The sequence below is a fragment of the Lelliottia sp. GFLA7 genome, assembly GCF_056490165.1.
The window spans coordinates 385516-409875 of sequence record NZ_JBWLAQ010000001.1; the positions used below are offsets into that span (position 1 = coordinate 385516).

Genomic DNA, 24360 nt, shown 5'->3' on the forward strand with positions numbered 1-24360 from the left:
AGCCCTAATGAAAAGCCGACCTCATGGTCGGCTTTTTTATTGCCTGAAACGGCTAAGCGAGTGGTTTTCGCATACCCGCCATCTGTGGCATGACCTCTCGCATCATCTCCAGAAATCGTCTTAATCGTGCCGGATAATAACGCGACCACGGATAAACCAGGTGCACCGGCAAAGGGGCGGGTTGCCAGTCAGGCAAAAGATGAACCAGCCTTCCCTGGCGAATATCCTCTTCCACCGTCCAGCTTGACACCGCTGCCACACCCAGTCCCATCAGCGCAGTGTTTCGCGCGACATACAAGCTGTCGGTGCTCAGGCGAGGCGAAATAGCGACGCGCGTCGGCTCTATAACCCCTCCTTTGAATAGCTCAATATGCTGATGATAAAAAGTGCTGAGCGCCACCCACGGCAACGCGCTGAGATCGTCGGGATGCACTGGCGTAGCAAACTGCGCCAGCAGCGCTGGAGACACAACAACGCTTCGGGGAACTTCGGCTAGCAAGACGGATACCGTGGCAGGATCGACTTCGGCTCCCACGCGAATCGCACAGTCGATATCATCGCTGAGAAAATCAACCGATCTGTCATTGAGTTTCCACTCGATTGAGAGCTGTGGGTAGCGGGTCAAAAACTGCATTAACGGTGGCAACAGCTGTTCCTGACCAAACGCATGCGGCGCGCGTACGCGTAAAACCCCCACCGGCTCATCTTCGGCTTGACCCACTTCATCTTCCAGCGCCAGCCAGCTGTCGAGCACCCGCCTTGCATGGTGATAGCAGCGCTCGCCGTCGTCGGTTAATTTCATTGCGTGGGTGGTGCGAAGCAACAGGCGGACGCCGAGCAGCGTTTCCAGGGACTGCAAGCGCCGACTGACGGTCGCCTGTGTGGTGTCGAGCTGTCTTGCCGCAGCCGAAAGCGAACCCGACTCCACAATGCGAATAAATGTACGCATCAGCTCCACTCTATCTATACGCTCAGTTCTTTTCATTTTGTTCGTGGCTATACGTTATACGTATAAATGTTTTACCACCCTACTGGCTACCGCCTCAAGCGGGATTGCGCAAAAATAGCCTCATTCCATGAATGAGGTACACCCAATGAACGCAGCCATCGCTACACAGACCAGCCGCTGGACTATTTTTATCCTCGCCATCGGCGCAGGTTTCAGCGTCGCATCAATTTACTATGCACAACCGCTTTTGCCTCTGATGGGGGCAGATCTCCATCTGAGTATCGCTGGCATGGGGCTGGTCCCCACATTAACGCAAGCGGGCTACGCGCTGGGTATTCTGTTCCTGCTTCCCCTTGGCGACAGACACGACCGCCGCGCATTAATCCTTTTCAAAAGTGCGGCGCTGACGCTGTTTCTTCTCGGATGCAGCCTGACTGAACAGCTTCACTCGTTACTGTTCACCAGCTTGCTGATCGGCATGGCCGCGACTATGGCGCAAGATATCGTTCCTGCGGCAGCCATTCTCGCACCGGAAGGGAAGCAGGGTAAAACTGTCGGTACCGTGATGACCGGTTTACTCCTGGGCATTCTCCTGTCTCGTACCGTCAGCGGTGTGGTTGGTGAAGCGTTCGGCTGGCGCGTGATGTATCAGCTGGCGGCAGGGAGCATCGCGATTATCGGCGTAGTGATGTGGGCTGTCTTACCGCGCTTTGCGATTCATTCCACGCTGAGCTACCCGGCATTGCTGCGTTCGATGGAACATCTGTGGCGTCGCTATCCTGCCCTGCGTCGTGCCGCACTTGCACAAGGATTTTTGTCGATTGCCTTTAGCGCTTTCTGGTCAACGCTGGCGGTCATGCTGTTAGATCGCTATCACCTTGGTAGCGCGGTGGCCGGTGGATACGGGATTGCAGGCGCAGCAGGTGCGTTAGCCGCTCCCTTGGCGGGCGGTCTGGCGGACAGACTCGGTGCGGGCAAAGTGACGCAACTGGGCGCGGCGCTGGTGACCGTATCCTTCGCACTGATGTTTTTAATGCCAGCGCTGGGTACCAGCGGACAGTTAATCCTGATTGCGGTCTCCGCCGTAGGCTTTGATCTCGGTCTGCAGTCAAGCCTGGTTGCACACCAGAATCTGGTTTACAGCCTCGAACCGCAGGCCCGTGGACGTCTCAATGCACTGTTGTTCACGGTTATCTTTATCGGCATGGCGCTTGGCTCAGCGCTAGGAAGCAAAGTGTACGCGATGGTAGGCTGGCCCGGCGTGGTAGCACTGGCAACGGCGTGTGGCGCAGTAGCACTGCTGATCCGCTTGATTGAAAGTGCGCGAGTGGTTGCTGTTCAGGCACAAAATAGATAAAAAAAAGCCCAATCCGGAGTTCCGGGTTGGGCAGACAAAACATGTCCAGTTTCAAGACATGTTCTAAGAGGTCAATTTTGTTATCTGTTCAGCTGGAACAGAGACATTCCCTGCATATCCGTAAACGCTTTATACGAAGCCTGGAGCGCCGCTTGCTGCATGGTGTAAGACGAAATCGCCGCGTTCCAGTCAACATCAACCAGGTCGCTCATCTGCTTCGTCTGACCCAGCGCACGATCTACACCCAATGAATCCAGCGTATCGAGTTCATTTAGCTTCGTTCCGACGTCTGCAACGACAGTCAGCACGTTATTCTGGGTGTTTTTAATTCCGACAGCGGCGGTATCCAGCGCCAGTTTCTGCGTGGCAGCGGCACCTGAATCCGTGTCAACTGGCACCTTCAACGCGGCAATAGCGCTGTCGAGAATTTTAAACATATTTGGCTCACCATAACCGCCGCCCGGGACTTCCTGCGCGTTACTGGTGATGCTTTCGAAGATTTGATTACCGGTATGGCTGATAGCCATGGTGCGTGCCGAATCCACTTGCTGTGTGATGGATTCAGTTCCGCCGGTGTACATCCCCGTCGCCGAGTCGAACGGTGCAGTTTCCGTCTTGTAGCCCGCGAAAATAAAACGACCGTTACCGTCAGTCGAGTTAGCCAGGTTCATCAGCTGGTCGCGGATACCCTGCAAATCGGCCGCCAAAGAAAGACGGTCATCATCGCTCAGCGTACCGTTACCGGCATAAACGATTTTTTCCTGGGCACTGGAGATCGCCGTGTTGACCTGACCTAACACGTTATCTTCCAGGGAGACCTTCTGTTTCGCAAAGGTACGTCCGAGTTTGTACTGTTCGTTTTGCGATTGCGCCTGAGAAAGCACGATGGCCTGCGAGGAGGCAATCGCATCGTCCGAAGGACGGTTAACGCGTTTACCGGTGGACATTTGTTCACCGTAGTTCAGCCACTTGCTCTGGGATTCTGTAATCCCACGCATGTTCTGCTGATACATCATTTGGGTGCTAATGCGCATTGTTTACCTCGGCCTTAGCGAATATTAATAATGGCGTCGAAAAGCGTGCTCGCCGTTTGCAGAACCTGGGCATTCGCCAGGTAATACTGCTGGAAACGCTGCAAATTGCCGTACTCTTCATCAAGATTCACGCCAGAAATCGACTGCTGTTGATTGCTAAGCTGTGTCACCACGTTGGCTTTAGTCGCGCTGCTGGTCTTCAGTGAAGCCGTCTGGCTACCCACTGTACTGACCAACGAGGCATAGGCATCGTTAAAGCTTTTATTCCCACCAACAGTCTTGCTGTTTTGCAGTTCAAGCAGCGCCTTACCGTTACGGTTATCACTCTCACCCGCCGTCGCGTCAGAAGCCATAGCCAGTTTGGATTCATCTTTGATCAGAAGTTCCATATTGACGATGGTGTCGACGACCGGCTTAACCACAAAGCTGTCTTTATTAGCCGCTGCACCGCTGACGTTAATTTTAACGCCATCAAATGTCATATCGCCGCTACCATCTGGCGTTGCGGTGAAGGTGGTTTTGTCTGACAGACGCGTCACGGTCCAGTTGGAACCGTTGTATTCCAGTTTGTAGTCGGTCGCCTGAACCTTGGAGCTGTCATCAATGGTGGCTGTAACGGCCGCACTTCCGGTGTTTTTGGCATTTTCCATGACGGCTGGCGAGCCGAAGTTGAACAGTTTTCCGCCTGCATCATGATTGGCATCAAACCCTTTCTCATGCTGCTGGTTCATGGCATCGGCAAACGCAAGCGCCATCTGATTAAGGTTATTACGCGTCTTATCCAGATCTTCATTACGGAAAGTAATCAAGCCGCCCAACGAGCCGGTATTCAGCGCTTTATCAGGGATCTCAACATTACCTGCCGCGGGATCGACATACGCCACGGTCATGCGTGAAGGATCGGCACTTGATGGAATAGCCGCCAGCTTATTGGCCGCGCTACCCTGTACCAGGGTGTAGCCGTTACCGAATGAAACGTTGTAAGTGCCACTGTCCTGCACCGCGACTTCAACACCAACAATCTGGTTCAGCTCGCTGACCAGTTGATCGCGCTGATCGAGCAGATTGTTCGGAGAAGCCCCTGCGCCCACACCGGTCAGACGTGAAATCTGGTCGTTGAGGTTAGCAATCTGCGTCGCGTAGGAGTTGATCTGATCAACGCTGGTCGCAATCGCAGTGTTAACCTGCTTATCCTGGTCGCGCAGATATTGATCGGTCACCTTAAACTGATTGACCAGACCATCGGCTTTTCCAAGCACAGTCTGGCGCGCAGCGGGATCTTCTGCGTTGCTGACCAGCGTTTGCAGGCTGGTAAAGAAGCTCTGCAACGTCGCAGAAAGGGAGTTCGTGGTATCAGACAACACGTCGTCAATTTTTGACATCTGCTGATAACGCGTGGTCAACCCGCTGCCTTGGTTCTGCGCAGCGCGCAGCTGATTGGTGATGAACGCATCGTATTCACGCTGCACGCCGTTAACGTACACGCCATTACCGACCCAACCGCCGCCCGTCAACGTACTGTTTGCTGCACCCAGCACGGTGGTCTGACGGGTATAACCTGCCACGTTATAGCTGGAAATGTTATTACTGACTGTATTCAGTGAGGCCTGAGCCGCACTGAGGCCACTCATAGCGCTGTTAATCAAACTGGACATTGAGGTTCCTTTTAAACTTTCAGACACGGGTCCTGATAAGGATTATCGACAGCCGTAGCACAAACTTGAGTCTTTAGAATAAATTTTCGAGATCGTTGCTATAGGCTTTGCTGACCTTCTCGCCCATGGATTTAAGCTGTTGAATCATGTTCGTCAGTTTATGGGCATATTGCGGATCGGTCGCATAGCCTGCGTTTTGCAATGCCTGTGCGCCCTGCTCTGCCGTTGCGGCGTTGGTGACGGCCGCATAGCGCGGATTTCGGCTCAACATACTCACATAATCTGATAAAGCTTCGAGATAAGAGCTGTAGACGCGGAATTTGGCTTTGATCTTAACCGCCGCGCCGTTTTCATATTCTGTCGTCGTGATTTCTGTCGTCGGGCCTTTCCAGCCAGAAGAGGCTTTAACACCAAAAATGTTAAAGCTCGGCTCGCCATTTTCGCGGCGAATCTGTCGCTGGCCCCATCCGGATTCGAGCGCTGCCTGCGCCAGAATCAGGTGATGTGGAACCCCACTCTGTTCACTGGCCAGACGCGCTGGTAGCGACAGTTGGGCGAGGAAATCTTTACTGTCGCCGGAGAGCGCCTCATCGTTACTTTCTGCAGGCTTCGGCATCGCCTTACGCACCATCTGCGTGAGCGCCTGGTTCTGATAGGTTGTCACCGTTTCCAGGTCAAACTTCATCGGAACCTGCTGCGCCTGCTCTTCGGGTTGAATCCCCTGAGCCGCCTGCATCTGTTTCACAATCATATCGGCGAGGCCAAGCCCCTTCCCGGACGTCATTTGCTGAGCAACCTGCTGGTCATACATGCTGGTGTAGAGGCGCGTTGAATCGCTGCTGAACATCCCGTCTTTGGGTAACGTTTCGCGCATGCTTTTCAACATCATCTGCACAAACATCCCTTCCACCTGGCGGGCTACCGGGCGGAGGTTAGCCGCCTGGTCTTGTCCTGCTTTGGTTTTCAGTTCGTTGAGCGACTGGGCATCCCAGGCCGCACTTGCCATAAGTTTGCTATCGCTCAGCATTAGATGATTTCCAGTTTGGCGCGCAGACAGCCCGCACTTTGCATGGACTGCAAAATCGACATCAAATCCATCGGTGTCGCACCCAGCGCATTCAGGGCACGCACAACGTTGTTCAGATTGGCGCTCGAACGCACGGTTTGCAGTGAACCACCGCTCTGGCGCATATCAATCTGCGTTTGTGGCGTGACGACAGTCTGTCCACCACCAAATGGCGTATCCGGCTGGCTGACTTGCGCCGAACGGTTCACGCTGATGGAGAGGTTACCCTGCGCCACGGCACAGCTATCCAGCGTCACTTCGCGGTTCATCACCACCGAACCCGTACGCGAGTTGATGATCACTTTGGCATCCTGAAGCGGAACGTTAACTTCCATATTCTGGATATCCGCCAGCATGCGCACCTGATTGCTGCTGCCGCTGGAGGTACGGATCTGCACGGTACGCGCATCCAGCGCCGTCGCGCTGCCGTAGCCACGGCTGCGGTTGATAGTGTCGGCAATCTGCTGCGCCATCGTGAAGTCTTCATTATTCAGTTGAAGATTGATGGTGTCGCCTGCGCCAAACTGGGTCGGCAGTTCACGTTCGATAATCGCACCGTTCGTGATACGACCGCCGTTCAGCTGGTTGACCTGCACGCTGCTGCCGCCTGCTGATGCACCCGCACCGCCGACAAGAATGTTGCCCTGCGCCAGTGCATAAACCTGGCTATCGACCCCTTTCAAAGGGGTCATCAGCAACGTCCCGCCGCGCAGACTTTTCGCGTTACCCATAGAGGAAACCACCACATCGATGGTTTGGCCCTGTCGGGCAAACGCCGGGTAAGAGGCGGTGATCATAACGGCCGCTACGTTTTTCAGCTGCATGTTTGTCCCGGTCGGTACCGTAATACCGAGCTGGGAAAGCATGTTATTCAAACTTTGCGTGGTGAAAGGCGTCTGGGTGGTCTGATCGCCCGTGCCGTCCAGGCCGACGACCAGGCCGTAGCCGATCAGTGAGTTTGCTCGTACGCCCTGTACACTGGTGAGATCGCGAATGCGGTCGGCCTGGGCGAACGTCGCCACGAGTACCAACACCATTCCGAAAAGGGATTTAAACATAGGTCACCTTGCTTACATCGGCGATAAATTAAGGAAGAAACGTTGCAGCCAGCCCATATTCTGCGCTTCATTGATATAGCCGTTTCCGACGTACTCAATACGCGCATCCGCCACCTGAGTGGACGGCACGGTGTTGCTGCCACTGATGGTGCGAGGGTTAACCACACCGGAGAAGCGAATGAACTCAGTGCCCTGATTGATGGCGATCTGTTTTTCACCCACAACATGTAAATTGCCGTTAGCCAGAACCTGGTCAACTGTTACAGTCAGCGTTCCGCTGAAGGTATTGCTGGCATTTGCGCCACCTTTACCATTAAAGCTATTGCCGCCAGATGCTTCGACATCGGCGCGGGCATTACCAAACAGGCCCTGCAGATAGCGTGGAACGGTATCAAAGCCAAAATTGGTTTTTCCATCGCGGCTGGCGTTTGCCGAGGAGCTTTTGCTCGCACTAACGTTTTCCTGCAGCTGGATTGTCAACGTATCGCCAATGTTACGTGGGCGGCGATCTTCAAACAGCGGCTGGTAGCCATAGTTAATAGGCTGTGCGGTCTGGAAAATAGAACCGTTCACCACAGGCGTAGGGCCTGGGATCGGTTGGGCGGTAGTCGCACCCTGCACCAAAGGTTTCGACGGGATCAAGGCGCAACCGCTGAGGGTTACGGCCAGAACAGTCACTATTGGATAACGAAACGCCGCGTTTTTTTGCATTACCTTCATCTTCGAAAACAGGGGTCCGATGCAGCGTTTACCGCACCGGACTACCCCTTAGAGTTGCGTCAGTTTCTGCAGCATCTGGTCGGTCGTCGACACTGCTTTACTGTTAATTTCATACGCGCGTTGAACCTGGATCATATTCACCAGCTCTTCCGCCACGTTGACGTTAGACGTTTCTACATAACCCTGATACAGCAAACCTGAGCCGTTCAGGCCAGGCGTACTTTCGTTAGGTGCACCCGAGGACTGGGTTTCTGTGTAGAGGTTTTCACCAATGCTTTCCAGACCGGTGTCGTTCATAAAGGTCGTCAGGTTAAGCTGGCCAACCTGAACAGGCGCAGCCTGCCCCTGTTGCGTCACGCTCACCACGCCATCACGTCCGATGGTAATGCTCAGGGAGTTAGCCGGAATGGTGATCGCAGGCTGAACCTGGAAGCCGCCCGCCGTCACCAGCTGACCATTCTGATCGACCTGGAAAGAACCGTCGCGCGTATACGCCGAGGTGCCATCAGGCAACTGCACCTGGAAGAAACCCTGGCCTTTAATGGCAACGTCTTTGCTGTTGTTGGTCTGAGAGAGGTTACCCTGGCTGTGCAGACGTTCGGTCGCAACCGGACGCACGCCTGTACCAATCTGCAGGCCTGACGGCAGCGTTGTCTGCTCAGACGACTGCGCGCCCGGCTGACGAATGGTTTGATAAAGCAAATCTTCGAACACGGCACGCTGACGCTTGAAACCATTGGTGCTGACGTTCGCCAGGTTGTTGGCGATGACATCCATGTTGGTTTGCTGTGCATCAAGACCCGTTTTCGCGATCCATAAAGAGCTGATCATAAGAAATCCTGTTAACTCATAGACAGCAGTTGGTTAGCACGTCCGGCGTTTTCATCAACGCTGGTGATAACCTTCATTTGCATTTCGAAACGACGCGCGCTGGCAATCATATCGGTCATGGCGGCAACCGGTTTAACGTTACTGCCTTCCAGAACGCCAGACATGATGCGGATGCTCGGATCGGGCTGCAATGTCGCACCACGTGCGGCCAGTGCCGAAGCGCTGGTACGGAACAGTCCGTCATCACCGCGCGTCACTTCATTGCCTTCCGCTTTCACCAGCTTCAGTTTGCCAACCGGTGCCACGGTATTCGGCGGATCGCCTGGGTTCAGGGCTGAAATGGTCCCGTCTGCCGCGATGGTAATTTCCGAACCTTCCGGCACCGTCAGTGGACCCGACTCGCCAATGACTGGGTGACCCTGAATCGTCAACTGTCCGGTGGAATCGACCTGGATATTACCGTTACGGGTATACCCTTCCGAACCGTCAGCCGCTTGCACCGCCAGCCAACCATCCTGCTGGAGCGCCACGTCCAGCGGCCGTGAGGTGTAATCCATTTGGCCAGGCGTCATATCGGCACCCGGCGTAGAGGCGATAACCAACGTACGCGTTGGCAGCGTCAGCCCTTCGACCGGGACCGCGCGCATCGCATTAAGCTGCGCACGGAAGCCCGGTGTAGAGGCATTCGCCAGGTTACTGGCGGTCACAGCCTGCTGATTCAGCGTCTGACTGGCTGCGCCCATCGCGGTATATATTGCGTGATCCATTACATCATCCCGTTAGACGATTAACGCAGGTTGACCAGCGTGTTGAGGATCTGATCCTGGGTTTTGATGGTCTGCGCGTTCGACTGGTAGTTACGCTGCGCGACAATCATGTTCACCAGTTCTTTACTCAGATCCACGTTCGACGCTTCCAGTGCACCGTTGGTCAACGAACCAAAGTTACCGGTTCCTGCTGTACCCAGCAGCGCCACGCCGGAAGACTGCGTTGCCGTCCAGACGTTATCACCTTCGGATTTCAGGCCTTCGTTGTTGGCGAAGTTTGCCAGCACGATCTGACCCAGAACCTGATTCTGTTCGTTAGAGTAGTTACCCATCACGGTGCCGTCATCGTTGATCTGGTAGCTCACCAGATCGCCCGGCTTGTAGCCGTTCTGGTTGGTTGCCACGATGTTGTTCGCACCGGTGTTCTGCTGCATAGAGTTAGCAAAGCTCAGTGCAAATGTCGCAGGGGTGGCACCTGGAATGGTCCCCGTTGTCACGTTAATCTGACCGCCTGCAGTCAACACACCGCTAGCATTGAAGGTCAACGTGGTTGCCAGTGTTGCTGCGCTACCCGGTACGCTCGCATCCTGGGAGTAAACCTTCCAGCTGTTCGCGGCAGTGTCTTTGACATAGAACAGATTCATGTTGTGCGCATTACCCTGGCTATCATAGACAGTCACGGTGCCTTTCTTGTTGTAAGAATCCGGGTCGGAGGTATCTGCAACATTAAAGGCTTTTGACGGAGCGGCATCCGTTGAGTTCAGGTTAATCTGCTGCGAAGCGGTGGTGGTGGACTTTGCCGCCATCAGCGTATTCGGAATAGAAATTGCCTGTGGGTTTGCGCCGGTCTGGATGGTCGGTGGCGTACCTGCAACCGGATAGCCCGTTAACTGCAGGCCCTGCATGTTGACGATGTTACGGTTTTCGTCCAGCTTGAACTGGCCGTTACGGCTGTAAAAAACAGAACCGTTGGCATCAACCATACGGAAGAAACCGTTCTGGCTGATGGCAACGTCCAGTCCACGACCGGTATTGGTCGTTGTGCCGTCGTTAAAGTCCTGGGTGATACCTGCAACTTTTACACCCAGACCGACTTTGGAACCGGCGAACATATCGGCGAAAGACGCAGTACCGGATTTGAAACCATAGGTCGCGGAGTTGGCAATGTTGTTGCCAATGACGTCCAGGTTGGTGGCTGCGGCATTCAGGCCGCTGACCGCTTGTGAAAAGGCCATGAGTTACTCCTGATAAGTATTAAGGCTTAAATAATCTGCCGAACTTCGTCGAGCGTAGTGGTACCAGAAGTACCCAAATCCAGTTTGTTGCCGTCACTGCCGCGCGTCACGCCCTGAACCAGCGCGAACTTGAGCGGCTGAGCCACGAGCTGATTTGCACCATTGCTGGCGGAAATGGCAACGCTGTAAGAACCGTTTGGCGCGGTGGTACCGTCAGTCAATTTGCCATCCCAACTAAAGGTATGGACGCCAGCTTTAAGCTCACCGATATCGATGACGCGAACAGCGACGCCATCTTTGTTAGTGATTGTGGCGGTGACTTTATCGGCAGTCTGCTGCAACTCAACGCCAAACGGCGTTGTAGTGGTGACGCTGTTGCCTTCGGTGGTGCTGGTCCCTGCCAGGATAGTGGTCCCTGGGATCATCACACCGTGGCCAATCAGGTTACTGGCTTGCAGTGACTGGCTATCATTAAGCTGACCCGACACTGAGCCGAGCGTGGTGTTTAGCTTCTCGATACCACTCACGGTACTGATCTGCGCAAGCTGCGTGGTCAGTTCGTTATTTTGCATCGGGTTGGTCGGATCCTGGTTCTTCAGCTGTGCAACCAGCAGCGTCAAAAAGCTGCCTTGCAGATCGGATGCGCTGTTTCCCGTCAGGGATTTAGAACCGCTGGTACTGCTGGTGCCTGCGACGCCGGAGTTAGTCGGGTCATTCACGTTGACGGCAATGGACATTCGTGTCTCCTTTACTGGCCGAGAGTGAGCGTTTTGAGCATCATGCTCTTGACGGTATTGAGCACTTCGACGTTCGCCTGATAGCTGCGGGAAGCGGACATGGTGTTCACCATCTCGCCGACGACGTCGACGTTTGGCATTTTGACGTAACCGTTCGCATCAGCCAGCGGATTGCCCGGCTCATACACCAGTTTGTCCGGTGCCTGACTCTCAACCACACTGGAGACTTTCACGCCACCGGTTGCCGCGCCCGGCGCAGCATCGACCTGAAAGACGACCTGTTTCGCACGATAAGGCTGACCATCTGGTCCGGTCACGCTGTCGGCGTTCGCCATGTTACTGGCGGCAACGTTCAGACGCTGGGACTGGGCGGTCAACGCCGAACCGGCGATATCAAAAATATTCAGTAAGGCCATGAATTAGTTGCCTCCCTGCAGAACGCTCTGCATGCTTCTAATCTGTCCGCCGAGAACGGTCAGGCCCGTCTGATATTTCAGGCTGTTATCGGCAAACTGGGTGCGTTCCCGGTCCATATCAACGGTGTTGCCGTCAAGGGATGGCTGATCGGGAATGCGGTAAAGTAAATCGGTAGATGGGGCAGTCATTGCCTGAGCGGGGATATGACGCGAAGACGTCAATGCCAGGGCAACACCGGTCCCTTCCGCGCGGCCACGATCCATCACTTTTTTAAGCTCACTGGAAAAATCCATATCGCGCGCCTGATACCCTGGGGTATCCGCGTTCGCGATGTTGCTGGCCAACACTTCTTGCCGCTGAGCGCGCAGGTTGAGCGCTTCCTGTTGAAAACGTAACGAGGCGTCGAGTTTATCGAGCATGTCTTCTCCGCTGATGGCGAAATTTCAGCATGTAGCTTAAAACTCAACCCGTACACCTTATCGACGGAATACACGCAAAATGCGTCGCTATTTGTCGCGTTGAAGAAAAAGCGTACGGGGTAGAATCGTCTCAAATCCAGGAACCGTGGGAATGTGTGATGCTGTCGTTCAAAAGTGGCTTAGCCGCGACCCTCTTACTTTTAAGTCCTCTGACGCAGGCTCAGGATCTGAATGCCCAGTTAACGGCGTTTTTTGCCCAGCGTCTGGCCGGCTTTAGTGATGAGGTAACGGTGACCGTCCGCACGCAGCCCAATCTCCTGCCCTCCTGCGATCAGCCTGCACTCAGCATCAGTGGCACCACAAAACTGTGGGGCAATGTGAACGTGCTGGCGCGCTGTAACAATGAAAAACGCTTTTTACAGGTGAACGTGCAGGCGACAGGCAACTATGTCGTCGCCGCCCAGCCCATTGCCCGCGGTAGCGTGTTGCAGACGACCAGCGTGGAATTAAAACGCGGTCGACTGGATCAGCTCCCGCCGCGCACTATGCTTGATATTAATCAGGCGCAAGACTCCGTTAGCCTGCGCGATTTAGCGCCAGGACAAGCGATACAACTGTCGATGTTGCGTCAGGCATGGCGCGTAAAAGCAGGACAACGCGTCATGGTGATCGCCAACGGAGACGGGTTTAGTGTCAACAGCGAAGGCCAGGCGTTGAACAACGCAGCCGTCGCTCAAAATGCTCGCGTGAGGATGTCCTCTGGTCAGGTTGTAAGCGGAACCGTCGGATCTGATGGGATTATTCTGATTAACCTATAATCTTTTTAAAGATTTCACGGCACCTGCCGATAAATAATTTACAAATGATAATGTCAGGCGCCAACGCCGCGAACCTCTATGAGGACAACACTATGAGCATTGATCGTACATCGCCCCTGAAACCGGTTAGCACTGTACAACCTCGTGAAACGAATGACGCGCCAGTACTGAAAGCACGCGCCGAAAAATCGTCCACGGCGAGCAGCACCAGCGCCAGCGTCACCCTGAGTGATGGGCAGTCAAAACTGATGCAGCCTGCGACAAATGATATCAACGTCGAACGTGTCGAATCGCTGAAAGCGGCTATTCGTAACGGCGAATTGAAGATGGACACCAGCAAAATTGCTGATGCATTGCTTCAGGAAACGCAGAGCTTCTTACAGAGTAAATAACCGTATGAGTCGACTGTCAGAAATATTGGATCAGATGACGGTAGTCCTGAACGATCTGAAGACGGTAATGGATGCCGAACAGCAGCAGCTGTCCATGGGACATTTTACCGGTAGCGCTTTGCAGCGTATTACTGAAGATAAAAGCTCGCTGTTGGCCACCCTGGATTACCTGGAACAACAGCGTCGTGCGGAGCAAGACCCGCGACGTAGCGCGAATGATGATATCGCTGAGCGCTGGCAGACTATTACTGAGAAAACTCAGCACCTTCGCGATCTCAACCAGCATAACGGCTGGTTGTTGGAGGGGCAGATTGAACGCAATCAGCAGGCGCTCGAGGTGTTAAAACCTCATCAGGAGCCTGGACTGTATGGCGCTAATGGCCAGACGGCCAGCTCGCGCGGCGGTGGTAAAAAGATTTCGATTTAATCGCCATCGCGATTAGACAGACGACGGGGAGCACCAGCAGGTGACTCCCCTTTCGTCGCTTATACTGTTCGGCGGGCGAACTCTTTCACTTTAAAACCGAGTACCGCCAGCGTGGCGAAATAGGCCGCCATTCCCACCACCACCACCGCCATCAGGCGCAGCAGACGGAACAGCATGGTGCCATTTGACCATTCAGGCATCACGTACATCATCCCCACTAGCGCTGCAGCCATCACCAGAACCGCAATCACCAGACGAATCAGGAAGCTCATCCAGCCCGGCTGCGGCGTGAAGATGTTTTGCTTACGCAATTGCCAGTACAGCAAACCTGCGTTCAGGCATGCGCCAAGACCAATCGACAGCGACAAACCGGCGTGTTTCAGCGGACCGATAAAGATCAGGTTCATCACCTGCGTCAGGATAAGCGTCACGATGGCGATTTTGACCGGCGTTTTAATGTCCTGACGGGAGTAGAAGCCCGGGGCTAACACTTTCACGACGATCAGCCCCATCAGACCCACGGAATACGCCACTAATGCGCGCTGGGTCATCAGGGCATCAAACGCGCTGAATTTCCCATACTGGAATAATGAGACGGTCAGCGGTTTTGCCAAGATGCCCAGCGCGACCGCACTGGGCAACGCCAGCAAAAAGCACAGGCGTAAGCCCCAGTCCATCAGGCGGCAATACTCATCATGATTTCCGCTGGCAAAGCTTCGGGAAAGCGACGGCAGTAAAATGGTTCCCAGCGCCACGCCCAGCACACCAGACGGAAACTCCATCAGACGGTCGGCGTAATACATCCATGACACCGAACCCGACACCAGGAACGAGGCAAAAATGGTGTTGATAATCAGGGAAATCTGGCTCACAGAAACGCCGAGAATCGCCGGTCCCATCTGCTTGATAACGCGCATCGCACCTGCATCGCGGAAGTTAATGCGCGGCAGCACCAGCATGCCGATTTTTTTCAGATGCGGAAGTTGATAAGCCAGCTGCAGCACACCGCCGACAGTAACCGCCCACGCTAGCGCCAGCACGGGAGGGTTAAAGTGCGGTGCGGCAAACAGGGCAAAACCAATCATGCTGACGTTCAAAAACGTCGGCGCGAACGCCGGGACTGAAAATCGGTTCCAGGTGTTGAGGATCGCTCCCACCAGCGAGGCCAGTGAAATCAGCAGAATATAAGGAAAGGTGATGCGCAACAGTTGCGAGGTCAGGGCAAATTTATCCGCCGTGTCGGCAAAGCCTGGCGCAGTCACCATGATGACCCACGGAGCAGCCAGCATCCCGACGACCGTCACGATCGCCAGCGCCAGCGTCAGCAAGCCCGAAACATAGGAGACAAACACGCGAGTGGCGTCTTCACCCTGCTTGCTTTTGTACTCTGCCAGGATCGGGACAAACGCCTGGGAAAATGCGCCTTCTGCGAAAATACGGCGCAGAAGATTGGGTAATTTGAATGCCACAAAAAAGGCGTCGGTTGCCATGCCTGCACCAAAGACCCTTGCCACTATCGCGTCGCGGGCAAAACCCAGTACGCGAGAAAACATGGTCATCGAGCTGACGGCTGCCAGCGATTTTAATAAGTTCATTAACGTGAATTTCCACTACCACACGGCAAAACGCCTGCAAAGCAGGCGTTAAAAGAAGCGCTTAGTCTACCCGTATTTATGCGAATTACTATCCGCAGATGTGACGGGGATTAAACCGTTTTCATTCGGTCATTGCCTCGCGCCAGAGCTTTTCAATGATGCGCTGGGCCATGATCGCCTGTTCACCCGAGGTTTCAGGAACCGTCTGATTTTGTACGCACTCAATGAAGTGACGCGCACATCCGGCGAAGCCGCGCTGCTCGAGCGTACTTTGCCAGCTGGCAGTTGGACGGGTTATCACGCCGCTGCCCTTTTCTTCACGCCATTCCCGCATATCGGTGATGTCATACAACGCACCATCCGTTACGGCCTGCACCGATTCACACTGGCTGCCCGCGCGACGATGCATGCTGGTCGTCACCTGCACATGGTCAACAGAAAAATGGTGTTCGGCATAAACCATCGCACCGTGCCCGTTGGTTTGCAGCGTGCCGCTGTTGAGTTGGGCGTTACCGCCCGCCAGCCACAGCGCGGTGTCGATCACATGAAGATAGTCGTCCAGCAGCGTAAAGCGCATATCATTCGGACCGATACTGTCGGTGCGATGCTTATCCATACGCAGCGACGCAGCGCTGCCCAACTGCGCTTTCAAATCCTGATAGACCGGCGAGAAACGACGGTTAAACCCGACCATGAGCGTCAGGTTTTTACGCGCGGCCAGCTCAATGAGGCGCTCTGCGTCCGACACATTTTCCGCCAGTGGCTTATCCACGCAAACATGCACGCCTGCGTTTAACAGTGCAGTGACCACCTGATAATGCGAAGCTGTCGAGGTGTGGACAAACACCGCATCGCACTCGCGCGCCAGATCGAGCAGAGAAACGGCGTAGGGCATCCGCCAGGTCTCACAAATTTGCAGGGCTTTCACCCGCGTGGGAGACCATGCTCCCGCCAGCGTCCAGTCCGATGCGGCACCCAAAACGGGTAGCCACGCTTTTTGCGCGATTCCGCCCAGCCCGACAACGCCAATGCGTAGTTTTGTCATGGTTATTCTCCTAAATGTGCCAGCAAGGAATCCAGGCGCTGTTTTAGCTCAGCGACTTCCGTTTCGAGCGCGTCAACGCGGGCGGCCAGCGATTCGTCCTCTACGGGTGACACGGCTTCCGCCACGTTGATCAACGTTTCAACATCGCCACTAAATAAATGCATAAAGCGACTTTCACGTTTACCCGGCTCGCGTGGCAGACGCATGACAAACGGGCCGTCTTCGCGCGAGGCGAGATTTTCCAGCGTCTGTTCCACCTCCTGCATATCGCTAAATTCATGCATTCGCGAGGCGCGAGATCGCAATTCACCCGGCGTTTGTGCGCCGCGTAACAGTAACGTGGTGACGATCGCGACTTCAGCGGAACTGAACTTGAGGTCGCCAAACTCGGAATTACAAAAACGCTGCTCGTATTTGGTGACGCGATTGCCGAATCCGCTGACGGTGCGCAGATAATGGCGTTTTACCAGCGCATCCAGATGATCCTGGACATCGTGTTCGCTCAGGTTGAGCACCGGCTCGCGGTTGGATTTTTGATTACAAGCCAGGGTGACGGCATTTACCGACAGCGGATATTGCTCCGGTGTCGTCACCTGTTTTTCCAGCAGACAGCCAATGACGCGCGCTTCCGTAGCAGTTAACTGATATTTCATCTTTTATCCTTATCGACCTGCGGTCCATTCTTTGGTGGTTAACGCCGTCAGCACGTGGTCACGCCACTCGCCGTCGATCAGCAAATACGATTTTGCGTACCCTTCTTTTTCAAATCCCAGACGCGCCAGCAGATCGCCGCTGCGCTGATTGTGCGGCATGTAATTGGCCATAATGCGATGAATATGCTGGGTTCGCTGCATGTAGCGAATGGCGGAGGTTAGCGCTTCAAACATCAGTCCCTGCCCTTGCCATTTTTGACCAATAGAATAGCCGAGATAGCAGGCGTGGAACGATCCGCGCACCACGTTGGAAAAATTGGCGATCCCGATGATTTCTTTTTCTTCAGGGTCCAGGAGCGCGAAATAAAAAGCCGTTCCCTGCTTATGAAACTCGGCAATCATATTCAGACGTGCCTGCCAGCCAGAAGGAAAGCAGTGGCTTTCATCTCTTACGGGTTCCCAGGGTTTTAAAAACTGGCGATTTTCGGCGTAATAATCCGCCAGACGCCAGGCATCACGCTCATGCACCAGACGAACGACCAATCGGTCTGTTGTCAGGCGCACTTTTGGCACGTTACTACGGTAGCCAAACATCGATACCACTCCTTCCCGTCACTTCAGCCCTATTACCCGTTAGCTTTACTATACCTGCGCCTGTGCCTTCTGTGAAAACAGTGACATACCATTTTTCGTTGAATTCACAAAATTCGATGAAAAAGCTGAATCAAACCACCCTTTTGATAAAAAAATATTGTCGCAAGCAGGGGTGGGAAAACGCACGTCAACACCGCAGAATATTAGCGTGCTCACCTTTCTCTACACCGACCTATTCAAACTGCATCACGGCGTGGCTCACGCAGCGGCAGCCTGAAGACTCTGTGTACTTTTCCCTGGAGGGAAAATGTCCCGCGTATCACAGGCTCGTAATCTCGGTAAATATTTCCTGCTCGTCGATAACATGCTGGTTGTGTTGGGCTTTTTCGTCGTGTTCCCGCTGATATCCATTCGTTTTGTCGATCAAATGGGCTGGGCGGCGTTAATGGTCGGGATTGCGCTGGGGTTGCGGCAATTTGTGCAACAGGGGCTTGGCGTTTTTGGTGGAGCGATTGCCGATCGCTTCGGCGCAAAACCGATGATTGTCACCGGTATGCTGCTGCGCGCGGCGGGTTTTGCCACCATGGGTATTGCGCACGATCCCTGGCTGCTGTGGTTTTCCTGTTTTCTCTCCGGTCTCGGCGGCACGCTGTTTGATCCACCGCGAACCGCACTGGTGGTGAAATTAATTCGTCCGCGACAGCGCGGCCGTTTTTTCTCGTTGCTGATGATGCAGGACAGCGCGGGCGCAGTCATCGGTGCGCTGCTGGGCAGCTGGCTGCTGCAGTATGATTTCCGCCTGGTCTGTGCGACGGGTGCCGCGCTGTTTATCCTTTGCGCTGCGTTTAATGCCTGGCTGCTGCCGGCCTGGAAACTCTCGACGGTCAAAGCGCCGGTGCGGGAAGGGCTGGGCCGCGTCATGGCCGATAAGCGTTTTGTCACGTATGTGCTGACGCTGACGGGCTATTACATGCTGGCCGTACAGGTGATGCTGATGCTGCCGATTATGGTGAACGACATTGCGGGCTCGCCTGCCGCCGTGAAGTGGATGTATGCCATCGAAGCCTGCCTGTCACTTACTCTGCTCTACCCTATTGCTCGCTGGAGCGAAAAGCGTTTTCGTCTGGAACATCGCCTCATGGCCGGCCTACTGGTCATGACTCTTAGCATGATGCCCATCGGTTTAGTGAGCAGCGTGCAACAGCTCTTTGTGCTGATTTGTACCTTTTATATCGGCTCAATCATTGCTGAACCCGCCCGCGAAACGCTCGGTGCCGGGCTTGCAGACCCACGCGCGCGTGGCAGCTATATGGGGTTCAGCCGCCTCGGTCTGGCGCTGGGTGGCGCGCTTGGATATGCCGGTGGCGGCTGGTTATTTGATTCCGGTAAGGCCATGAATCAACCAGAATTACCCTGGGTAATGCTCGGCGTCGTGGGCTTTATTACCCTCATTGCACTGTGGTGGCAATTTAGCCCGAAGCGAAGCGCGAGCGGTATGCTTGAGCCAGGGGCTTGATTTGAAACATGCTTTTTTCTCGGCCATAATAAAAACTGTTGGTCACAAAATGGAGGAGAAACGTGAAGCTCTATATCTACGATCACTGTCCGTTCTGTCTGAAAGCCCGAATGATTTTCGGCCTGAAGAATCTCCCGGTCGAGTTAGTCACGCTGTTGAGCGATGACGAAGAGACGCCCACCCGCATGATTGGCAAGAAAATGGCGCCGATCCTGCAAAAAGACGACAGCCGCTATCTCCCCGAAAGCATGGACATCGTCCACTATGTCGACAAACTTGATGGTGCTCCCTTGCTCACCGGTAAACGCAATCCGGCCATCGAGGAGTGGCTACGAAAAGTGAACGGCTACGTTAATCGCCTGCTCATTCCACGTTTTGCCACTGGCGCTTTTGATGAATTTGCCACGCCGCAGGCACGAGCCTATTTCGTCGAGAAAAAAGAGGCTGCCATCGGTAATTTTGCCGAACACCTCTCCCACTCGCCGGGGCTTATCAAAAACATCAGTGACGATTTGCGCGCGCTGGATAAGCTAATCGTGAAGCCGAATGCCGTGAATGGCGAACTGTCAGAGGATGATATTCACCTGTTCCCATTGCTGCGTAATTTGACGCTGGTGGCTGGAATTAGCTGGCCGTCGCGCGTAACCGATTACCGCGACAATATGGCGAAGCAGACGCAAATCAATCTGCTTTCGTCGCAGGCGATATAACGTTCCCAGGGCGGGAACCCTCTCCCGCCCTCTTCCATTATCAGTTTTTTCTGCTGGTCTCATGGATATCACCCTGACATACTGACGCGTCAGGACAGAAGCGCCGAAATCATGTTGAGGAACCCCATGAAAAAGATTGTCATTGCTGCTGCGTTTGTTATCAGCGGCCTGCTGGTGGGCTGTAACCAGCTTACGCAGTACTCCGTCAGCGAGCAGGAAATTAATCAGGCGCTGGAAAAACATAACAACTTCTCGAAAGATATTGGTGTGCCCGGCGTTGCCGATGCCCATATCGTCCTGAATCAGTTGGTCAGCCAGATTGGACGCGAAGAGCCCAACAAGGTGACACTGTCAGGTGATGCAAAACTGGATATGAACTCGTTGTTCGGCAGCCAGAAAGCGAATATCAAGCTGAAGCTCAAAGCATTGCCGGTCTTCAATAAAGAAAAAGGGGCAATTTATCTGCAGGAGATGGAGATCGTCGATGCCGACGTCACGCCGGAAAAAATGAAGCCGGTTCTCCAGACGCTGATGCCCTATCTGAACCAGTCTCTGCGTAATTATTTCAACCAGCAGCCAGCCTATGTTCTCAGCGAAGACAAGAGCAAGGGTGAAGCGTTAGCCAGGAAATATGCCAAAGGCATTGAAGTGAAACCGGGCGAAATCATTATCCCGTTCACCAATTAATCTCTGAGAGCGCCGATGGCGCTCTTTTTTTTGCGCGCTTGTTTTACGGAAATGTGTGCAAACGAAAACGTTTACGCATATGATTTGTGTCCGGCAAAAACAGCCATCCTTATGACTGATTCCTGATAAGCCGGAGCATATCAATGACTGCACAACCCCAGGTTCTGAAAATCCGCCGCCCTGACGACTGGCATATCCATCTGCGCGATGGCGATATGCTTAAAACCGTCGTGCCCTATACCAGCGAACTCTATGGCCGCGCGATTGTCATGCCTAACCTGGCTCCCCCAGTCACCACCGTCGATGCGGCTATTGCCTATCGCCAGCGCATCCTCGATGCGGTTCCGGCGGACCACGATTTTACCCCGCTGATGACCTGCTACCTTACCGACTCGCTCGACCCGAATGAAGTCAAACGCGGATTCAACGAAGGTGTCTTCACAGCGGCTAAGCTGTATCCCGCCAATGCCACCACCAACTCCAGCCATGGTGTCACCAGTATTGATGCCATCATGCCTGTGCTGGAACGCATGGAAAAACTGGGGATGCCGCTGCTGGTTCACGGCGAAGTGACGCATGCTGAAATTGATATTTTCGATCGCGAAGCGCGTTTCATCGAAACCGTCATGGAACCGCTTCGTCAACGCCTTCAAGGCCTGAAAGTGGTGTTTGAGCATATTACAACCAAAGATGCCGCGGAATACGTGCGCGACGGTAATGAGTTGCTCGCCGCGACGATCACCCCGCAGCACCTGATGTTTAACCGCAACCACATGCTGGTCGGCGGTGTGCGTCCGCATCTGTATTGCCTGCCGATCCTCAAGCGTAACATCCATCAACAGGCCTTACGTGAGCTGGTCGCCAGTGGGTTTACCCGTGCGTTCCTGGGGACGGACTCGGCTCCGCATGCGCGTCATCGTAAAGAGGCTAGCTGTGGCTGTGCAGGCTGTTTCAACGCCCCTACCGCACTGGCAAGCTATGCCACGGTCTTTGACGAGATGGGCGCGCTTGAACATTTCGAAGCTTTCGCCTCCATCAATGGCCCACGCTTCTACGGCCTGCCGCTCAACGAAACCTTTATCGAACTGGAACGCAAAGAGAGTCAGGTTGAGGAATCTATCGCGCTAACAGATGACACCCTGATCCCGTTCCTGGCGGGTGAAACCGTTCACTGGACGGTTAAGCGCTAAATATTTATCGCCCCCTGTTGTAACCTTTGCGATATGACTGTATAAATAAACAGTACATTACACAGGGGGCAATTATGCGTATTGAAGTTACCATCGCCAAAACAACCGTTTTGCCTGCTGGCGCGCTCGATGCGTTGGCGGGTGAGTTATCCCGTCGTATCAATGACAATTTCCCCGACCAGGGCGGAGCCGTCACCGTGCGCTACGCCACAGCCAATAATCTCTCCGTCATGGGTGCGGCAAAAGACGATAAAGAACGCATTACCGAGATTCTCCAGGAAACCTGGGAAAGCGCCGACGACTGGTTTATCACAGATTAATATTGCTCCCTCATTGTTTTTCTTTGCCGGGTCGCCCCGGCTTTTTTTCATCTCATTTAAATAAGTTCAAATTAATTGCCTATCTTCTTAAAAATTCGTGAATAAGATGGCGTTTTAATGTTCAAACATTCTTAAAAAACGCAAAAATGTGTTGCGACCTGTTTATTTCACCTGCATAACCCGTATTTATTGATATACTGAAATTGCTTCAGAAAAACACGCATTGAACCTCACAGCCGTTGTCTTTAAACACGCATTAAGGGGTTATGATGGAAAAGAATAATGAAGTCATTCAGACCCATCCACTTGTTGGTTGGGACATCAGCACTGTAGATAGCTATGATGCTCTGATGCTGCGTTTGCACTACCAGACCCCGAATCAACCAGACCGCGACGACGCGGAAATTGGACAGACGCTGTGGCTCACCACGGACGTTGCACGTCAATTTATTTCTATTTTAGAAGCAGGCATTGCAAAAATAGAATCTGGCGATTACCAGGAAAATGAGTATCGTCGGCATTAAATATGCCCAACATTCACTCAACAGGCACCCATGTGGTGCCTCATTTATTTCACCCTTGTATAAGCCTGCCATATTAATTACTCTGCAAACCAAAGTACTGGTTTAAGAGACCCTCATGAAATACGACTTGATTATTTTAGGCAGCGGCTCCGTGGGTTCTGCGGCGGGATATTACGCTACGCAAGCAGGCCTTAACGTGTTGATGATCGATGCCCATATGCCTCCTCACAAAGAAGGCAGCCATCATGGTGATACCCGTCTCATTCGCCACGCCTATGGCGAAGGGGAACGCTATGTTCCGCTGGTGCTGCGTGCTCAAACGCTCTGGGATGAGTTGGCTGCGCTCAATGAAGAGCCTATTTTTGAGCGTACCGGTGTCGTTAATCTTGGACCTGCCCATTCCGAATTTTTGGCCAACGTTGAACAGAGCGCACGACAGTTTAATCTGAACGTTGAACGTCTCGACGCGAATGCCATCATGAAACGCTGGCCAGAGATTGCGGTTCCTGAGGATTATATCGGCCTGTTTGAGGCAGAGTCAGGCGTGCTGCATTGCGAAACCGCCATCAAAACCTGGATTTCTCTTGCTGAACAAGCGGGCTGCGCGCAATTGTTCAACTGCCCGGTGACCGCTGTTCATCACCATGATGACGGCGTATCGGTCGATACGCCGGAAGGCCAATATACGGCTTCTCGCCTGCTGGTAAGCGCGGGCACGTGGGTGACAAAGCTGATTCCCGATCTGCCTGTCCAGCCGGTGCGCAAGGTCTTTTCCTGGTTCCAGGCCGATGGCCGTTTCAGTACGCAGAATAAATTCCCTGCATTCACCGGTGAGCTGCCGAACGGCGATCAGTTCTACGGGTTCCCATCGGAAAAAGATGCGCTCAAAATTGGCAAACATAACGGCGGGCAGATCATTCACTCACCGGATGAGCGCAAACCCTTTGGCGACTATCCGAGCGATGGTTCTGAAGCCTTTAATTTCTTACGCCATATCCTGCCGGGAATTGGCGGTCTGCTGTATGGCGCGGCCTGTACTTACGATAACACCCCCGATGAGGATTTTATCATCGACACGTTACCGGGCCACGACAACACACTCCTCATTACAGGCTTGAGCGGACACGGCTTTAAATTCGCTTCCGTGCTGGGTGAGATTGCAGCCCAATTTGCCCAAGGTATTACTCCGCCGTTTGATCTCACGCCGTTCTCGCTTACACGTTTTCGCGGATAATATCCATCTTAAGGCTCCGGTTATTGGGGCCTTTATTTTTGACTGCTGTCGGGGAAATATGCGCAGGATCTTTGATTATCTGATCAACAATATTAGAGAGCATTTTATGCTCTATATATTGCTCTGGTCTCTGCTGGCACTCATAGACATTATCTATATTGTATTTTTTTGAAAACACTGGCTGACCTTAATTGACAATACTCTATAAAAGCTGAATTTATAAGCAAATTATTTGAATACCCACACCTACACCATCAACCAATAAAATCAGCACAAAGTGCCATTTAACACGAAGCTTTTGAATTACTTACCGCAAACCCATTCAATTAAACTGAAATACAATAAATTAAAATCCTTATTCCTAAATATCAGTTGCATTAATGTTTTCCACACGCCATTTTGAGCCTTCA

28 protein-coding genes are annotated in these 24360 nt (G+C 53.5%); 12 read left to right on the top strand and 16 right to left on the bottom strand.

The window, feature by feature from the left end; genetic code table 11:
* Positions 1 to 52: 52 nt before the first annotated feature.
* Positions 53 to 985, bottom strand: a complete 933-nt coding sequence (locus AC07RN_RS01930; protein ID WP_478335439.1) for a LysR family transcriptional regulator — start codon at positions 983 to 985, stop codon at positions 53 to 55.
* Between the two features lie 109 nt (positions 986 to 1094).
* Here AC07RN_RS01930 and AC07RN_RS01935 point away from each other — a divergent pair, with 109 nt between their 5' ends.
* Complete coding sequence (locus AC07RN_RS01935; protein WP_478335440.1) at positions 1095 to 2306, top strand: MFS transporter; 1212 nt, start codon at positions 1095 to 1097, stop codon at positions 2304 to 2306.
* Positions 2307 to 2386: 80 nt separating this feature from the next.
* On the opposite strand, the gene flgL is transcribed toward AC07RN_RS01935, so the two are convergent.
* From flgL to flgB, 11 genes are all read right to left on the bottom strand, one after another.
* Positions 2387 to 3340 carry a flagellar hook-associated protein FlgL gene (flgL, locus tag AC07RN_RS01940; protein WP_478335441.1) on the bottom strand — a complete coding sequence of 318 codons (954 nt, stop codon included), beginning with the start codon at positions 3338 to 3340 and terminating at the stop codon, positions 2387 to 2389.
* A gap of 14 nt (positions 3341 to 3354) precedes the next feature.
* The gene (gene flgK / locus AC07RN_RS01945; protein WP_478335442.1) at positions 3355 to 4995 is read right to left on the bottom strand and encodes a flagellar hook-associated protein FlgK; all 1641 of its coding nucleotides are present in this window, start codon (positions 4993 to 4995) and stop codon (positions 3355 to 3357) included.
* Positions 4996 to 5068: 73 nt separating this feature from the next.
* The gene (flgJ, locus tag AC07RN_RS01950) at positions 5069 to 6022 is read right to left on the bottom strand and encodes a flagellar assembly peptidoglycan hydrolase FlgJ (RefSeq protein ID WP_235135321.1); all 954 of its coding nucleotides are present in this window, start codon (positions 6020 to 6022) and stop codon (positions 5069 to 5071) included.
* Positions 6022 to 7119, bottom strand: coding sequence for a flagellar basal body P-ring protein FlgI (locus AC07RN_RS01955; protein WP_059178320.1), 1098 nt, complete (start codon positions 7117 to 7119; stop codon positions 6022 to 6024). Before AC07RN_RS01955 ends, flgJ begins: the two co-directional genes overlap by 1 nt.
* 12 nt (positions 7120 to 7131) lie before the next feature.
* The gene (gene flgH / locus AC07RN_RS01960; protein ID WP_041689369.1) at positions 7132 to 7830 is read right to left on the bottom strand and encodes a flagellar basal body L-ring protein FlgH; all 699 of its coding nucleotides are present in this window, start codon (positions 7828 to 7830) and stop codon (positions 7132 to 7134) included.
* A gap of 57 nt (positions 7831 to 7887) precedes the next feature.
* Positions 7888 to 8670: a flagellar basal-body rod protein FlgG gene (gene flgG, locus AC07RN_RS01965; protein ID WP_012016988.1), complete on the bottom strand. Its 783-nt coding sequence runs from the start codon at positions 8668 to 8670 to the stop codon at positions 7888 to 7890.
* 11 nt (positions 8671 to 8681) lie between these two features.
* Positions 8682 to 9437, bottom strand: coding sequence for a flagellar basal body rod protein FlgF (locus AC07RN_RS01970; RefSeq protein ID WP_012016987.1), 756 nt, complete (start codon positions 9435 to 9437; stop codon positions 8682 to 8684).
* A 20-nt stretch (positions 9438 to 9457) separates the two neighbouring features.
* Positions 9458 to 10672 (bottom strand): flagellar hook protein FlgE, encoded by a 1215-nt coding sequence (gene flgE / locus AC07RN_RS01975; protein WP_478335443.1) that lies wholly within the window; start codon positions 10670 to 10672, stop codon positions 9458 to 9460.
* A gap of 26 nt (positions 10673 to 10698) precedes the next feature.
* Positions 10699 to 11409 (bottom strand): flagellar hook assembly protein FlgD, encoded by a 711-nt coding sequence (flgD, locus tag AC07RN_RS01980; RefSeq protein WP_478335444.1) that lies wholly within the window; start codon positions 11407 to 11409, stop codon positions 10699 to 10701.
* Positions 11410 to 11420: 11 nt separating this feature from the next.
* A complete protein-coding gene (gene flgC, locus AC07RN_RS01985; protein ID WP_059178325.1) occupies positions 11421 to 11825 on the bottom strand; it encodes a flagellar basal body rod protein FlgC in 405 nt (134 codons plus the stop codon).
* A gap of 3 nt (positions 11826 to 11828) precedes the next feature.
* Positions 11829 to 12245, bottom strand: a complete 417-nt coding sequence (gene flgB, locus AC07RN_RS01990) for a flagellar basal body rod protein FlgB (protein WP_478335445.1) — start codon at positions 12243 to 12245, stop codon at positions 11829 to 11831.
* Between the two features lie 158 nt (positions 12246 to 12403).
* Between flgB and flgA the strand changes: the two genes are divergently transcribed.
* From flgA to flgN, 3 genes are all read left to right on the top strand, one after another.
* Positions 12404 to 13063, top strand: coding sequence for a flagellar basal body P-ring formation chaperone FlgA (gene flgA, locus AC07RN_RS01995; RefSeq protein ID WP_012016982.1), 660 nt, complete (start codon positions 12404 to 12406; stop codon positions 13061 to 13063).
* Between the two features lie 92 nt (positions 13064 to 13155).
* The gene (gene flgM, locus AC07RN_RS02000; RefSeq protein ID WP_041689368.1) at positions 13156 to 13455 is read left to right on the top strand and encodes a flagellar biosynthesis anti-sigma factor FlgM; all 300 of its coding nucleotides are present in this window, start codon (positions 13156 to 13158) and stop codon (positions 13453 to 13455) included.
* Positions 13456 to 13459: 4 nt separating this feature from the next.
* Positions 13460 to 13882, top strand: a complete 423-nt coding sequence (gene flgN / locus AC07RN_RS02005) for a flagella biosynthesis chaperone FlgN (RefSeq protein WP_012016980.1) — start codon at positions 13460 to 13462, stop codon at positions 13880 to 13882.
* A gap of 59 nt (positions 13883 to 13941) precedes the next feature.
* Here flgN and murJ read toward each other — a convergent pair whose 3' ends face one another.
* The 4 genes from murJ to rimJ all read right to left on the bottom strand — a co-directional run bounded on the left by murJ (position 13942) and on the right by rimJ (position 17769).
* Complete coding sequence (gene murJ / locus AC07RN_RS02010) at positions 13942 to 15477, bottom strand: murein biosynthesis integral membrane protein MurJ (protein ID WP_012016979.1); 1536 nt, start codon at positions 15475 to 15477, stop codon at positions 13942 to 13944.
* Between the two features lie 121 nt (positions 15478 to 15598).
* Positions 15599 to 16522 (bottom strand): Gfo/Idh/MocA family protein, encoded by a 924-nt coding sequence (locus tag AC07RN_RS02015; protein ID WP_478335446.1) that lies wholly within the window; start codon positions 16520 to 16522, stop codon positions 15599 to 15601.
* A gap of 2 nt (positions 16523 to 16524) precedes the next feature.
* Positions 16525 to 17175 carry a YceH family protein gene (locus AC07RN_RS02020; RefSeq protein WP_235135314.1) on the bottom strand — a complete coding sequence of 217 codons (651 nt, stop codon included), beginning with the start codon at positions 17173 to 17175 and terminating at the stop codon, positions 16525 to 16527.
* Positions 17176 to 17184: 9 nt separating this feature from the next.
* Positions 17185 to 17769 carry a ribosomal protein S5-alanine N-acetyltransferase gene (rimJ, locus tag AC07RN_RS02025; protein WP_012016976.1) on the bottom strand — a complete coding sequence of 195 codons (585 nt, stop codon included), beginning with the start codon at positions 17767 to 17769 and terminating at the stop codon, positions 17185 to 17187.
* Between the two features lie 307 nt (positions 17770 to 18076).
* On the opposite strand from rimJ, the gene mdtH reads away from it, so the two are divergent.
* The 8 genes from mdtH to AC07RN_RS02065 all read left to right on the top strand — a co-directional run bounded on the left by mdtH (position 18077) and on the right by AC07RN_RS02065 (position 24122).
* Positions 18077 to 19285, top strand: coding sequence for a multidrug efflux MFS transporter MdtH (gene mdtH / locus AC07RN_RS02030; RefSeq protein ID WP_449553502.1), 1209 nt, complete (start codon positions 18077 to 18079; stop codon positions 19283 to 19285).
* Positions 19286 to 19347: 62 nt separating this feature from the next.
* A complete protein-coding gene (gene grxB / locus AC07RN_RS02035) occupies positions 19348 to 19995 on the top strand; it encodes a glutaredoxin 2 (RefSeq protein ID WP_012016974.1) in 648 nt (215 codons plus the stop codon).
* 126 nt (positions 19996 to 20121) lie between these two features.
* Complete coding sequence (locus AC07RN_RS02040) at positions 20122 to 20682, top strand: lipoprotein (RefSeq protein ID WP_012016973.1); 561 nt, start codon at positions 20122 to 20124, stop codon at positions 20680 to 20682.
* Between the two features lie 143 nt (positions 20683 to 20825).
* The gene (pyrC, locus tag AC07RN_RS02045; protein WP_478335447.1) at positions 20826 to 21872 is read left to right on the top strand and encodes a dihydroorotase; all 1047 of its coding nucleotides are present in this window, start codon (positions 20826 to 20828) and stop codon (positions 21870 to 21872) included.
* A gap of 74 nt (positions 21873 to 21946) precedes the next feature.
* Entirely contained in the window at positions 21947 to 22192 is a 246-nt protein-coding gene (dinI, locus tag AC07RN_RS02050) for a DNA damage-inducible protein I (RefSeq protein ID WP_186754099.1), read from the top strand.
* 269 nt (positions 22193 to 22461) lie between these two features.
* Positions 22462 to 22716, top strand: a complete 255-nt coding sequence (bssS, locus tag AC07RN_RS02055; RefSeq protein ID WP_012016970.1) for a biofilm formation regulator BssS — start codon at positions 22462 to 22464, stop codon at positions 22714 to 22716.
* Positions 22717 to 22831: 115 nt separating this feature from the next.
* Positions 22832 to 23950, top strand: a complete 1119-nt coding sequence (gene solA / locus AC07RN_RS02060) for an N-methyl-L-tryptophan oxidase (RefSeq protein WP_478335448.1) — start codon at positions 22832 to 22834, stop codon at positions 23948 to 23950.
* A 58-nt stretch (positions 23951 to 24008) separates the two neighbouring features.
* Positions 24009 to 24122 (top strand): YceO family protein, encoded by a 114-nt coding sequence (locus AC07RN_RS02065; RefSeq protein ID WP_012016968.1) that lies wholly within the window; start codon positions 24009 to 24011, stop codon positions 24120 to 24122.
* Positions 24123 to 24360 lie beyond the last annotated feature (238 nt).